Consider the following 13,747-nt stretch of genomic DNA (forward strand, 5'->3'; position numbering starts at 1 on the left):
ATTCTGGCGCTGTGCTGGCTGGTCGCGGGCTACTTGGCGATGATAGCGCCGCCTAGCCAGTCAATCAAACCTTCGGCCGCCACATGGCCGCTGGCGAAACAGGCGGTGAGCAGGTAGCCACCGGTTGGCGCTTCCCAGTCGAGCATTTCTCCGGCGCAGAACACGCCGGGCATGTTCTTCAGCATCAATTGGTCATTCAGCGCTGGGGCTGCGACGCCGCCGGCGCTGCTGATGGCTTCATCCAGTGGTCGGGTGCCGGTCAGGCGAACGGGCAGTGACTTGATGCCTGCTGCCAATTGCTCGGGATCAGCCAGCTGGCTTTTGCTCAGGCATTCATGCAGCAGGGCGGTTTTCAGCGGATCGAGCCCGGCACGTTTGCGCAGCACTGCAGACAGGGATTGGCCTCTACGCGGCTGCGTGAGTAGCATCGCCAGTTGCTGCTGGCTGCGGTCAGGTGCCAGATCCAGTTGCAGTTCGGCATGTCCCTGGCGGCAGATGAGGTCGCGCAGATCAGCGGAGAGCGCATATATCAGGCTGCCTTCAAGACCGCCGTCAGTCAGGATGCATTCGCCCCGTTTTTCGTGACATTGTTCCTTGCTGTCCGTGACCCGCGCGATCACCTGTTTCAGCGGCTGCCCGGCAAAACGCTGGCGCAGATGCTCGCTCCAGTCGGCGGTGAAGCCGCAGTTGGCCGGCAGCAGGCTGCGGACCTCAATATCATGATCGCGCAACCACGGCACCCAGGCGCCATCCGAGCCCAGGCGCGCCCAACTGCCGCCGCCCAGGGCGAGCACCACCGCATCGGCTGTCACCTGTACCTGACCTTGAGGCGTGTCGAACACCAGTTGCTGTTCGGACCAGCCTTGCCAGCGGTGCCGGGTATGCAGGGTGACGCCGGACTCGCGCAGGCGCTTGAGCCAGGCGCGCAACAGCGGGGCGGCCTTCATGTCGGTGGGGAAGATCCGGCCCGAGGAGCCGATGAAGGTATCGATTCCCAGGCCATGGATCCATTCGCGCAACGCCGGGCCATCCAGCTTCCGCAGCCACTGCCCAACCCAGGGTGCGGCTTCCCGGTAACGGCCGACGAACGGCTCGGAAGGTTCGGAGTGGGTGATATTCATGCCGCCGATGCCGGCCAGCAGAAACTTGCGCCCCACCGACGGCATGGCGTCGTAGACCCCGACGGTGAGACCAGCCCGAGCCAGCCTTTCGGCGGCCATCAGCCCGCTGGGGCCGCCGCCAATGACCGCAACAACCGCTGCGCTGGAGGAAGGTGATGAGGGCATAGGTGAATACCATGACGAAATGCGCGGCAGTTTAGCGTGATTTCCCGCGAAGATGAGCAAAAAGCTGTAACAATAGGCCGCTCAGGTTTAAAATCTTCGGCCTTTTCGGTGCGTCGCGTTGTCGCGCATTCGGAGTCGTACAATCCGGTCTTGCCGGTGTTGAGTTGAGGAATGGTCATGACCCACATGCTGGATAGTCTGGTTCGCCTGCTGGCGCTGGAAAAGATCGAGGAAAACCTGTTCCGTGGCGTAAGCGAGGACCTGGGCTTCCGCCAGCTGTTTGGTGGTCAGGTGCTGGGTCAGGCGTTGTCGGCAGCCAGCCAGACCGTAGCGCCCGAGCGAAACGTGCACTCGGTACACGGGTACTTTCTGCGCCCCGGTGACGCTTCCCTGCCCATCGTCTATCAGGTGGAATCGCCGCGTGACGGCGGCAGCTTCACCACGCGCACGGTCAGCGCCATCCAGAAGGGACGGGCTATTTTCACCTTGATGGCATCCTTCCATGGCGAGGAGCCGGGAGTGTCACATCAATCAATGATGCCCGAGGTGCCGGGACCCGAAGGCTTGAAGAGCGAACAGCAAGTGGCTCTGGAAAACCAGCACCTGCTACCCGAAGCGGTGCGCGACAGCGTATTGAGTGCCAAGCCGATCGAGATCCGCCGGGTCAATGGTTACAACCCATTCAAACCCAAGCCTGCCGAGCCGGTTCAGTACACCTGGTTCCGCGCCGACGGGCAGCTGCCGGATGACGACCATCTGCACCGCTACCTGTTTGCCTACGCCTCGGACTTCAACCTGTTGAGCACGGCAGCGCTGCCGCATGGCATCTCCACCTGGGCTCCGCATATGCAGGTCGCCAGTCTTGATCATGCTGTCTGGTTCCATCGCCCGCTGCGTATGGATGACTGGCTGCTGTATGCCATGGACAGTCCCTCAGCCAGCGGCGCCAGAGGCTTGTCACGCGGGCAGGTATTCAACCGTGCCGGTGAGCTGGTGGCTTCGGTGGCACAGGAATCGCTGATGCGCGATCGGCGCAGCTGATATGCACCAGATACGTGGCTGGATCTTCGATCTCGATGGTACTCTGACGGTTGCCCAGCACGACTTCCCGGCGATCCGGCGGGAGTTGGGCATCCCTGCTGATGAAGACATTCTCACTCATCTGGGGCGTCTGCCGATTGCTGAGCGCCAGCGCTTGAATGATGAGCTCAATGCCATCGAGTTGCGCCTGGCGGCTGATGTCGTCCCCGCGCCAGGGGCGGCCGACCTGGTGCGCGAGCTGCATCGCAGTGGTCGGCATCTGGGGATTCTCACGCGCAATCTGCGCAGCGTGGCAATGGCCTCGCTGCGGCGCATCGGGGTACTCGACTGCTTTGCGCCAGAGCATATTCTCGGTCGCGATGAAGCACCACCCAAGCCGGCCCCCGATGGCATTCACCAGCTGCTTGCTGATTGGCAGCTCAGCCATACCGAGGCGGTGATGGTAGGCGACTTCCACTTTGACCTGGCAGCGGGCAGAGCGGCGGGCTGCCGGACCTGTCTGGTATTTCCCGACAACGCCTGGCCGGAACTGACGGATCTGCATGTTGCTGACTGTCATTCGTTACTGGCGCAGCTGCACACGACGGATGCCCCGGCTTGAATCACCTACCGTCAGCATCGCTGAATCATTGAATGAAACATCTTCCAAGGAGTACCCGTATGGCCTGGCTGCAATCCCGACGTCTGCATTATTTCGTAGGCGGGGTGGCCATTCTTTTTGGGCTGCTGGTCGCGCTGCGCGCGGTTTTTCTGTTTGGCTTTTCCTCGGTAAGCGGCGGCGAGAGTCACCCCTGGTTACTGGTACTGGAAACGCTGGGCGTCGGTGTTCGCTTCGACCTGCGTCTGGCTGTGTTGTTGATGTTGCCGGCCATGCTGTTGGCCTGGCTACCGGGTTGGAACAGTGTGCGCAGCGGATTGCTGCGGGGGCTCTCCCGTCTCTGGCTGGTGCTGGCAGTGGCGGTCGTGCTGCTGATGTACTTCATCGACTTCGGACATTACGCCTATCTCGGGGTGCGCTTGAATGCTTCGGCCCTCAAGTTCCTCGGTGATGTGCAGATTTCCCAACAGATGCTCTGGGAAAGTTACCCCGTGGTATGGATCTCGCTGGGTTGGCTTGCCTTGTTGGGGCTGTCGATAGTGGGTCTGTTCCGGCTTGAGCGGCGCACACTCGACCGCCGTCCCCGGCCCATCGCGCTCTGGTCGCGGGTCTGGGGCAGTGCAGCGATGGTGGTCGTGGTGTTCTTCGTGTTGCTCGGCCGGACCAGCAACGTGAACCTGGAAAACCCGGTACCGCTGCGCTGGAACGATGCTTTCTTTGCTGGTGACAGCCAACTGGGTGCGTTGGGGCTTAATCCGGTGCTGTTCTTCTACGACACATTGAAGGTGCCGCAGGAGCGCTATGACGAGGCGCAGGTGCGTCAGTATTATCCCCAGGTCAGTGCTTACCTGGGCGTCACCAGTCCTGATGCCGAGCAACTCGACTTTTCGCGCAGTGTGCCGGTCCAGCCGCAACGGCTGACGGGGGAGGCTCCGAATGTCGTGTTCATCATGCTGGAGTCTCTGGGCACCACGGCGGTGGGCGCCTATGGCAACCCACTGAATCCCACACCCAATCTGGACCGCATGGCCAAGGACAGCTGGTTCTTCCGGCATTTTTATGTGCCGGTGACCGGGACTGCGAAAACCGTATGGGCGAGTATTTCCGGGGTGCCCGACGTGTCACGTTCGGAGACCGCCACGCGCAATCCGCTGATCACCAATCAGCGCACCCTGATCAATGATCTGCAGGGCTACCAGAAGATCTATACCATCGGCGGTAACTCGGGTTGGGCCAACATGAATGCGCTGGTACGTCAGAGCATCGATGGTATCAAGATCTATGAGGAGGGTTACTGGGAGGCGAAGAACGTTGATGTCTGGGGCATTTCCGATCTGGACCTGTTCAAGGAAACCGACCAGCTGCTGCGTGAGCTGCCCCAGGATCAGCCGTTCTTTGCCTACATCCAGACCGCGGCTAATCACCGTCCCTTTACCATTCCAGCGGAAAACGACGGCTTCGAGGTGATCGAGCGTCCACTGGAAGAGGTGCAGGCTGCCGGCTCGCGCAGTCTGGAGCAATACAATGCCGCACGGCTGCTGGATTTCAATATCGGTCGCTTCATGGAGATGGCCAAGGCGAGCGGCTATTATGACAACACGATTTTCGTGCTGTTTGGTGATCACAATACGCGTATCGCCCATATCGATTACATGAAGCCGGCGTTCGATCAGCTGGGTCTGGAGAGCAACAACGTCCCCCTGCTGATTCACGCACCGGGGCTGCTTGAGCCGCGTGAGTTCGATGAGGCTGTGGGTCTGGCCGATTTGCTGCCGACCATTGCCGGGCTTCTGGGTATCGAATACGAAACGCGCAGCATGGGGCGTGACCTGCTGACCCCGCCGCCGGAAGGGGAACGGGTGGTACCACTGGTGCTGCGTGAAGGAACCTTCCCGCTCATCGGGGCGGTGACGCAGGATTTCCTGTTGCAGATGAACCATGACGGCAGCGAGCCAAGTCTGCACGATCTGCACTCGGATACGCCGCTGGACAACGTTGCTGAACAGTACCCCGAGGAATACCAGCGTCTGCTGCCGCTGACCAGAGGGCTGCACGAAACGGCCCGTTACATGCTGTACGACAATGTGCGCGAGCAATAACGCGCCGCCCACAAGTCTGGTGGTGTGACCGATGGCCGTGGATAGACCTCGGCCTTGTCGGTGGGGTAGTTACATCGCCAGACGCATGGACAGATCGACGGCCTTGATGTCTTTGGTCATGCTGCCAATGGAGATGTAGTCAACGCCGGTTTCCGCGACGGAGCGCAGCGTGGTCTCATTGATCCCACCAGACGCTTCCAGCTTGGCCTTGCCTGCGGTGATCTGTACGGCGCGGCGCATGTCATCGTTGCTCAGTTCGTCGAGCATGATGATGTCGGCGCCTGCCTCCAGTGCCTGGCGTAACTCCTCCAGACTTTCCACCTCCACTTCCACCGACTTGCCCGGGCTCAGAGCTCTGGCCTGGGATACCGCTGCACGGATACTGCCGCAGGCTGCAATGTGGTTTTCCTTGATCAGGAAGGCGTCGAACAGACCGATACGGTGATTGTGGCAACCGCCGCAGGTGACCGCGTATTTCTGTGCCAGGCGCAGCCCCGGGAGGGTTTTGCGGGTGTCGAGCAGCTTGACGCCGGTGCCTTCCACCATATCGGAAAAATACCGACTGCGGGTTGCGGTAGCGGACAGGGTCTGAATGAAGTTCAATGCGCAGCGCTCGCCAGTCAGCAGGCCGCGAGCCGGGCCGCTCATCGTGCAGAAGGGCTGATTCGGTTCGAGCCGGTCGCCATCGGCGGCCAACCATTGCACGCTGATCCGTGGGTCCACCTGACGGAGTACCTCATCGGCCCACGCCGTACCACAGAGTATCGCTGACTCACGGGAGATGATGGTGGCCTGAGCCTGCCGGTCTGCCGGTATCAGGGTTGCGGTGATATCACCATCGCCAACGTCCTCGGCAAGCGCACGACGCACTTGGTCCTGAAGGGAGGATTGCAGACTGTCCAGGGTGATATTCGGCATGGGGTGCTCCACAGCGGGTCGGATGGAAACCCCGAAGTATACCCGATGGCACATTCGGCTGGGGGCAGGTTGAGGGCACATGGAGGGGAGATGTAGGCCCCGGCAGGCGGTTCGCTGCCAGGGCCGATCAGGCGCCAAAGCGCCAGGCGAATGGAATCAGTCGGCGTCCTGCAGCGTTCTGGGCTGACTGAAATAGGTGCGGGTCAGTTTGAATACCACCGGGCTCAGCAGCAACAGGGCCAGCAGGTTGGGAATGGCCATCATCGCGTTGAGCGTATCGGCCACCAGCCACAGACTGCCGAGGTTGATCACGGGTAAGGTGCCCAGCGGTACGGCAATGATCCAGATGATACGAAACGGCATTATGGAGCGCTCGCCGAACAGGAACTGGGTGCATTTCTCACTATAGAAACTCCAGCCCAGGATGGTAGTGAACGCAAAGGTGGCCAGGCCGATACTGACGATGTATTCACCCCAGCCTGGCAGACCCAGATTGAACGCGTGTACCGACAGTGACGCCCCGTTTTCACCGCTCTGCCAGGCGCCGGTGACGACAATCACCAGCCCGGTGATGGTGCAGATGATGATGGTGTCGATGAAGGTGCCGAGCATGGCCACGGTACCCTGGCGGATCGGGTTGTTGGTTTTGGCCGTAGCGTGCGCGATCGGCGCGCTGCCCAGTCCGGCCTCGTTGGAAAAAACGCCCCGGGCGACACCAAAACGAATGGCAGCCCAGACGGTGGCACCGGCAAAACCGCCCGCTGCAGAAGTGGGGTTGAATGCATGGTGCAGGATCAGGCCGAACGCAGCGGGTACTTCAGCGGCGTTGATGATCAGAATGGCCAGTCCACCGCCGACATAGAAAATCGCCATCAGCGGAACCAGCTTGCCGGCGACTTCACCAATGCGCTTGATGCCACCAATCAACACCAGTGCGACCAGCACAGCGATCACCAGGCCGGTGACCACCGGATTGATGTTGAAGGTGCTTTGCATGGCGTCGGCAACCGAGTTGGACTGGATGGTATTGCCGATACCAAAGCCGGCGAGCATGCCGAAGATCGCGAATAACACGCCGAGCCATTTCCAGTTTTTGCCCAGGCCGTTGCGGATATAGTACATCGGGCCGCCAACGTAGTTGCCGAAGGCGTCTTTCTCACGAAAATGCACCGCCAGTACGGCTTCGCTGAACTTCGTTGCCATGCCGATCAATGCGATCAGCCACATCCAGAACAGCGCGCCGGGTCCGCCAAAGAAAATGGCCGTGGCGACACCGGCGATGTTACCGGTACCAACGGTTGCGGAAAGTGCGGTCATCAGAGCATTGAAGGGGCTGAGATCGCCATCTTCATCTGTTTTCTTGCGGCCGCGCCAGAGCATGCCGAAACCGTAAATCAGCTTGCGCTGGGGGATGAGTCGCAATCCCAGTGCCAGGTAGATCCCCGTGCCGGCAAGCAGCGCCAGCATGAAAGGCCCCCATACCCAGCCATTTACTGTACTGATGAAATCGATCAAATTATCCATTTTGTTCTCCACGCCTGTGGGTTGGTTTTTGTTTTCAATTCCCTTGTATTGCAAACTGTGAGCTGCAGCAAGTAAAAAGAAGAGGAAGGCTGTCGGACGACTCAAATTATGTATACTTGCGGTAATTTGACGCCAGAAATTCGTCATTGGCGCATGGATACGATGTTCGCGCCGGACTGATTCCCCGGAGAGATGGCATGTCCCAGGATTACAAGGTAGTTTCCATTGCCTCGGTTGCATCTGGCAAACGGCGGACTGATGCCGAGCGTGCCGCGCACTTGCCAGCCCCCCTCGCTGCGGTGCGGGATCGTACGCTGACCTATTTGAGAGTAGGGTTGAGCGAGCTGTTTGATAACGCCGACGACACCCTGTTTGAAAAAGCTGATCGTGCCGGGAGCAATGCTGATCAAAGCCTGTTCTTTGATGCCATGCGTTTACTGCGGTTGAAGCGCCACGTTATCGAAAAGGCCTGCTGCGACGGCTTGGATAATGAATTCGCCACGTTGCAGAATGGCCGACCGACCGTCCCCCACGACACTACCTCCTTTAATCTCGATACTCTGAGTCTGGTTCAGCCAGATGAACTGGAGCAGACCGTTGCGCTCAACGGCATGGTGGGTCGGGTCAATGCGCGCAACCAGCTGGGCCTGTCTCATTTGACCCTGCGCCTGCGCAGTCTGGTTGGCGGCACGGTGAGCGATGCGAGCAACCCGCTGGCGCCGAACTGCCTGGTTCAGCTTTTTTCAGATAGCTGCGTGCCCCTGGATCTTGATATCAAGGTGCGACTGATTATCTTCAAGATGTTCGAGCGCCACGTCTTCAATTCAATCGATTCACTGTACGCCGATGCCAATGGCTTGTTGAAGAACGCCGGCGTTCTACCGGACCTGAAGCAGGACGGTCTGCCAGTACGGCCGCGAAGCCCGACGGCTGCGAGCCAAGAGCTGAAGAGCGGTACAGCCGCCACGACGGAAGGGGCCGACGCGCAGGTGCTGTCGCTGTTCAGCGAGCTGATCAGCAGTTGGCGTCATGCCAGCGGTGATATCGCACTCAGTGCTCTGGGCGCGCCATCGGCGCCGCCGGTACCCAGTGATGAACTGCTCAACATGTTGAGCAGTTTTGCTGGGGGCCAGGAAGCCAGCCAGGGGGCGACGCTCAAGGATCTGCGCGGGCACATCAATCGGCAACTGGGAGAGCAGCTCAGGCAGACCGGCGAAGTACGCAGACTTGATCGCGTGGACGATGACGTCATCAGTCTGGTCTCGATGTTGTTTGATGTCGTGCTGGACGATGCTCACTTGCCGGCAGCCTTGAAAGCCTTGATCGGTCGCATGCAGTTGCCGATCCTGCGTGTTGCCATTGCCGACAAGAGTTTGTTCAATCGCTCCTCTCATCCGGCTCGGCGCCTGCTCAACGAGCTGGCCCGGGCAACCATGGGTTGGAGCGATCATGACGATCTGCAACGCGACCAGTTGCACACCTTGCTCGAACGCATGGTTGAGCGGATGCACGGTGAGCAGATGGCGGACGCGGCGTTTTTTGAGCAGATGCACGAGGAGCTCGCCGGCTTTGTTCACATCGAACAGCGACGGGCCGAGCGTCTTGAACAGCGCACGCGGGATGCCGAAGAGGGGCGCGCACGAGTCGAAGCGGCACGAGGCCAGTCTGCGCAAGTATTGAATACCTTGCTGCTGGGGCGAACGTTACCGGTATTTGTTGTGGACCTGCTGCGTGAAACCTGGAGTCAGGTACTGCAGATGGTCTGTCTGCGCGAAGGGGGAAACTCCACCGCCTGGCGTAACGCGGTCACGGTTGCCGAGCGACTGGTGCAAAGTGTCGAGCGTCCCCTGCAGGGGGGCACAGGCCAGCGTCTGGCATTGAATGACAGTGTCTGCCGGGCGCTGTGTAAAGGCTTGCGCCTGATCGGTGAAGATAGCCCCGAGGATTCGCCCAAGGTGGCTCAGCTGCGGAATCTGCAGCGGGCGGCTTTGCGGGATGCAGCTCCGCCTGAGCAGCCATCGTCCCTTCAACAGCACGCACCGTTGGACATGGGAAATGGTGACCTTCAGGGTCGCGACGAAATCGCTGAGCCTGAGTCACAGCACCAGGTGCATGCAGGCCCACTGGAAAGCGACGGCATACCGGTTCTGACCGAGATGGTGCTGGTTGACGCACCCGTCATGCCCGCCGGTGATGTTGCCGCGGAAGCCGAACTGATTGAGGATCTGCCCAGCGTCGCCGCAACCAGCTGGGTGGAAAGTCTGAATGCCGGCAGTTGGTTCGAGTTGTCCGGGGTGGGTGACAAGCCCATGCAGCGTTGCAAGCTGGCGGCGATCATCAGTTTCAGTGGCAAATATATCTTCGTGAACCGCACGGGCACGAAAGTTGCCGAGTTTACCCGCGCTGCGCTGACCAGCCATTACGAGCAGGGTCTGGTTCAATTGGTGGCCGATGATCAACTTTTTGATCGAGCACTGGAGTCGGTCATCGGCAACCTGCGCCAGTTGCGCTCGACCAGAGACTGAGCGCCCGGTTGGGCGCACACGGCTTGCGATGCGACCTCGGCAGACCCTAACATGGCTGTTTTACTGTCAGGGTAGTTTTATGCAGATTGACGCAGCCAGCGGTTGGCTCAACGGAATACACCTTTGCCCGTCGGCACATTTCAATGCCCGCCCCGACGGCGTCGATATTTCCCTGTTGGTTATTCACAATATCAGCCTGCCGCCAGGCCAGTTCGGTACTGGCTGTGTGCACGCGTTCTTCTCCGGTACGCTCGATAGCAATGCACATCCTTATTTTGCCGAGATTGCCGATCTGCGGGTATCCGCACATTTTCTTATCGAACGTGATGGCTGCGTTACCCAGTTCGTTTCCTGTCTGGCACGCGCCTGGCACGCTGGTCAGTCCTGTTTCGAAGGGCGTGATAACTGCAACGACTATTCCCTTGGCATCGAACTGGAAGGGACCGACGAGCACCCTTTTACCGACCTGCAATATGCCAGCCTGATCACGCTTACCCGCACTCTGCAACAGGCCTTTCCGCTGATCGGTCGCAGCCGGATCACCGGGCATGAACATATTGCACCGGGGCGCAAGACCGATCCGGGCCCCTGTTTCGACTGGCCGCGTTACCTTGATCAATTGACCGACACTGCACTGATGGATGGGGAGCTGTAAATGAAATTTCTGGTATTGCTGCTGGTGGCGCTGATTCTGCTCTGGACGCCTTGGCGCACCGGTTATCCGCGGGATTTCCTCATGCTATGGGTAGAACGTACAGGGCGGCTGGGGCGCGAGTGGGTTGCGCTGATCGCCGTGCTGATGCTGTTGCTGCCGCTTGGTTTGCTCCTCTGGTGGCTGGAAGGCATCGCCTATGGCCTGTTTACCCTGTTGTTGCATGTTGGCGTGTTGCTGTTGTGTGTCGGCCGTCAAGACCCTCTGGGGCGTATGACGGATGACTTCATGGCCGCCTGGCAGCGTGATGATCTGGCAGCCGCAGGGCTGGTTGCCGAACAACAACTGGATGTATCTGCGGAACAGGCTGATGAGTTGCCGGCGCTGGTCCGGGGCAGGGTGGTTGCAGCCAGTCTGCAGGATTATTTCGCTCCGGCATTCTGGTATCTGTTGCTTGGTCCTCTGGGCGCGCTTGCCTGGCGACTGCTGTTGCTGTTGAGTCAACGCAGTCCGCTAACCGCTGCGTGTCCCGCCGCCATGCTGGTTCACGCGTTGGAATGGATACCCGCCCGCTTGTTGAGCTTGAGCTTCGCTCTGGTAGGTCAATTCGACAGCACGCTGCGCACTTTGCGCGGCCTGGCAACCGACTGGGATTTGCCTGGCAGCGAGCTGGTTGCTCGATGCGCCCAGGCAGCCCTGCCTGAGACTGTGCTTGAGCCGATACTGGCACCAGAGAATATCCTCGCCGATACCCGGCAGCTGGTAATCCGCGCGATTCTGACCTGGGCGGTAGTAGTGGCCTTTTTGTCCATGCTGAGCTGAAATACTTAAAGAAGTCTCCTGTCAGGCCGATAGAGCAACGATGAAGCCACTGTCCGGGATTGGATGATGGCGATAACAACTATTGCGATTCGGCCCCGTGGTGCAGCACGGGATTGGACAAGGAGATGCATGTGAACACTCTGTTGGCACCCGCCATGGCACTGATGAACAGACTTGGCTACGCCATGAAATTCTGCCTGATCAGTGCGCTGTGTTTTGTGCCGTTGGTCGTGGTCGGTGGGATGCTGGTGAGCCAGGCGTGGGATCGGGTTCAGGTCTCCCGTCATGCGCTGGATTCCATGCAGTTGATGGAGCAAGTGTCCCAGCTGCTGATTGATGCTGAAACCCTGCGCGGTCTCGACATCCTCGCGTTCCATCTGGGGGCGGGTGAACAGGGGCCGATTCTTGATCAGCGCAGCAGCGAAACTATCCAGCGTTTGGTGACGGGGCTGGAAAACCTGCCACTGAACCCGGCTGACCCGAACGCGGCAGAGCTGATCAACAAACGTGATGAGTTGCTGGTGGAATATGCAGACATCCGCAGTGGATCACTGCGCAATCGCGGGCAGATGTCGACCCAGGCCCACGTAGGTATCGTTTCACTGTTCAGTTTCAGTGCTGCATACAGTGGGCTGCCCCATGATTATGATCGTACCGTACGTCAGCTGACCGACCTGTTGGTCAACCATTCCCCGCAGATTACCTCGGCTCTGGGGCTGGGTCGGGCCACAGGCTCTTATTCCATCGGGCTGGGCTACCTCAATTCCGATGCCAGCAGAGACATGGATCGTTATCTGGAAGAGGTTGAGCGCCTGGCGGTCAACTACACCCAGGCGCAGACTTTCCTGCAACAGCCGGAGCTGCACGCGTTGCAGGCGCCGGTGGCTGCCAGCAACGAGTCTCTGGACAGAGTGCTGCGAATTTTCGAAGACGAAATCATTCTCGCGTCCAGCTATGACGACACTTGGGACGGCTACTTTCGACGTCTCAGTACCGAGATGGCAAAAACCCACGCATTTAATGAAGCGATTCTGAGCTTTCTCAGTGAGGGGCTGACTCAGCGAGTGAGTGATGGCAATCGGTCGATGCTGATGCTGGTGACAGCCCTGGTGGTCATTCTGTTGGCGATCATCTGGCTGTACCTGGCCTTTTACGTTGCGACCCAGCGCACCATCCGTGCATTGTCCGAGACCATGGAGCACGTGGCGGCAGGCAATATGACGGCACGTGTCACAGTTACCAGTCGAGATGAGCTGGGCAAACTGGCGGGTGAGTTCAATGGCAGCATCGAACGTATTCAGGGGCTTATCCGGCACGTCAGCAAAACGTCGAACCTGGTCAGCGACCAATCGCAACAGGTCGTCGAAATTTCCAGCGAGAGCAGTCAGGCGGTGGAGAGCCAGCGCACGCAGATCGAGCAGGTCGCCACTGCCATGAACGAAATGTCAGCGACCTCCCAAGAAGTGGCTCGCAGTGCAGCCTTGGCGGTAACCAATGCCGAGCAGGTCAACCAAGAGACTATCAGCGGTCGACGCATGGTCGAAGCATCGGTGGATGGTATCGAGAAGCTGGCCATTGAAATCGAGAACTCGGTGAAGGTCATCAACAATCTGGCTGATGACAGCGCGTCCATCAGCCGCGTGCTGGATGTTATCAAGGGCGTGGCCGAACAGACCAACCTGCTGGCACTCAACGCGGCAATCGAAGCTGCTCGAGCAGGCGAGCAGGGCCGGGGCTTTGCGGTGGTGGCCGATGAGGTACGGACACTGGCGCAGCGCACGCAGCAGTCGACCCAGGAGATCGAGCAAATGATCGATCGCCTGCAAGGTGGGGTTGGCGCTGCGGTAAAGGCAATGGGGCAGAGTCACAGCATGACTGGCGAAGCCGTGGACTCTTCCATCAAGGTGCAATCAGCGCTGGATAATATCCTGCGGGCGGTTACCCAGATTGTTGATCAGAGTCAGCAGATAGCCACGGCTGCCGAGGAGCAGACTGCGGTGAGTCATGATATCGATCAGAACATAGTGCAGATCAACCACTCCGGCGAGCGCACAGCTGATGGTGCGCGGCGCGCAGAAGAAGCCAGTGCACGGATGGGTAAACTGGTTGGCGAGCTGCAACAGGTCATCAGTTCTTTCCGAGTCTGATCACTTCAGATCGAGCTGGCGCCATGGTTTGGGAGCGCTTCTGGGGGAGTGACTTTTGTGGGAGCGGTCTTGACCGCGAATGCTGGCTGCAGAAAAACCTCGCGGCAAGCCCACTCTCACACGCTCTCTTCCCGG

At 59.5% G+C, this 13,747-nt stretch carries 10 protein-coding genes and 1 pseudogene; 8 read left to right on the forward strand and 3 right to left on the reverse strand.

The genetic code is table 11. From position 1 onward, the window contains the following. Positions 1-29 precede the first annotated feature (29 nt). Positions 30-1,286: a TIGR03862 family flavoprotein gene (locus INT39_RS05110; RefSeq protein ID WP_193072341.1), complete on the reverse strand. Its 1,257-nt coding sequence runs from the start codon at positions 1,284-1,286 to the stop codon at positions 30-32. Between the two features lie 177 nt (positions 1,287-1,463). Between INT39_RS05110 and tesB the strand changes: the two genes are divergently transcribed. From tesB to INT39_RS05125, 3 genes are read left to right on the forward strand one after another with little or no spacing between them, the layout of a single operon-like run. Beyond that, positions 1,464-2,327, forward strand: coding sequence for an acyl-CoA thioesterase II (gene tesB / locus INT39_RS05115; protein WP_193072344.1), 864 nt, complete (start codon positions 1,464-1,466; stop codon positions 2,325-2,327). A gap of 1 nt (position 2,328) precedes the next feature. Continuing rightward, positions 2,329-2,928, forward strand: a complete 600-nt coding sequence (locus INT39_RS05120; RefSeq protein ID WP_193072346.1) for an HAD family hydrolase — start codon at positions 2,329-2,331, stop codon at positions 2,926-2,928. Between the two features lie 59 nt (positions 2,929-2,987). After that, the gene (locus tag INT39_RS05125) at positions 2,988-5,024 is read left to right on the forward strand and encodes an LTA synthase family protein (protein WP_193072348.1); all 2,037 of its coding nucleotides are present in this window, start codon (positions 2,988-2,990) and stop codon (positions 5,022-5,024) included. A 69-nt stretch (positions 5,025-5,093) separates the two neighbouring features. Here INT39_RS05125 and nadC read toward each other — a convergent pair whose 3' ends face one another. After that, positions 5,094-5,942, reverse strand: a complete 849-nt coding sequence (gene nadC, locus INT39_RS05130; protein WP_193072352.1) for a carboxylating nicotinate-nucleotide diphosphorylase — start codon at positions 5,940-5,942, stop codon at positions 5,094-5,096. Between the two features lie 156 nt (positions 5,943-6,098). Next, on the reverse strand, positions 6,099-7,466 hold the full coding sequence (locus INT39_RS05135) for an alanine/glycine:cation symporter family protein (RefSeq protein WP_193072356.1): 1,368 nt from the start codon (positions 7,464-7,466) through the stop codon (positions 6,099-6,101). Between the two features lie 197 nt (positions 7,467-7,663). Here INT39_RS05135 and INT39_RS05140 point away from each other — a divergent pair, with 197 nt between their 5' ends. From INT39_RS05140 to INT39_RS22955, 5 genes and pseudogenes are all read left to right on the forward strand, one after another. Then, positions 7,664-9,991, forward strand: coding sequence for a DUF1631 domain-containing protein (locus INT39_RS05140; protein ID WP_193072357.1), 2,328 nt, complete (start codon positions 7,664-7,666; stop codon positions 9,989-9,991). Between the two features lie 79 nt (positions 9,992-10,070). After that, complete coding sequence (gene ampD, locus INT39_RS05145) at positions 10,071-10,646, forward strand: 1,6-anhydro-N-acetylmuramyl-L-alanine amidase AmpD (RefSeq protein ID WP_193072358.1); 576 nt, start codon at positions 10,071-10,073, stop codon at positions 10,644-10,646. Continuing rightward, positions 10,647-11,465: a regulatory signaling modulator protein AmpE gene (ampE, locus tag INT39_RS05150; RefSeq protein ID WP_193072359.1), complete on the forward strand. Its 819-nt coding sequence runs from the start codon at positions 10,647-10,649 to the stop codon at positions 11,463-11,465. Positions 11,466-12,556: 1,091 nt separating this feature from the next. Next, positions 12,557-12,754, forward strand: a pseudogene (locus tag INT39_RS22950) (HAMP domain-containing protein); the annotation flags it as partial. A 153-nt stretch (positions 12,755-12,907) separates the two neighbouring features. Further along, positions 12,908-13,612, forward strand: coding sequence for a methyl-accepting chemotaxis protein (locus INT39_RS22955; protein WP_413468904.1), 705 nt, complete (start codon positions 12,908-12,910; stop codon positions 13,610-13,612). The last annotated feature ends 135 nt before the right edge of the window (positions 13,613-13,747 follow it).

It is taken from the genome of Pseudomonas sp. FME51 (genome assembly GCF_014897305.1).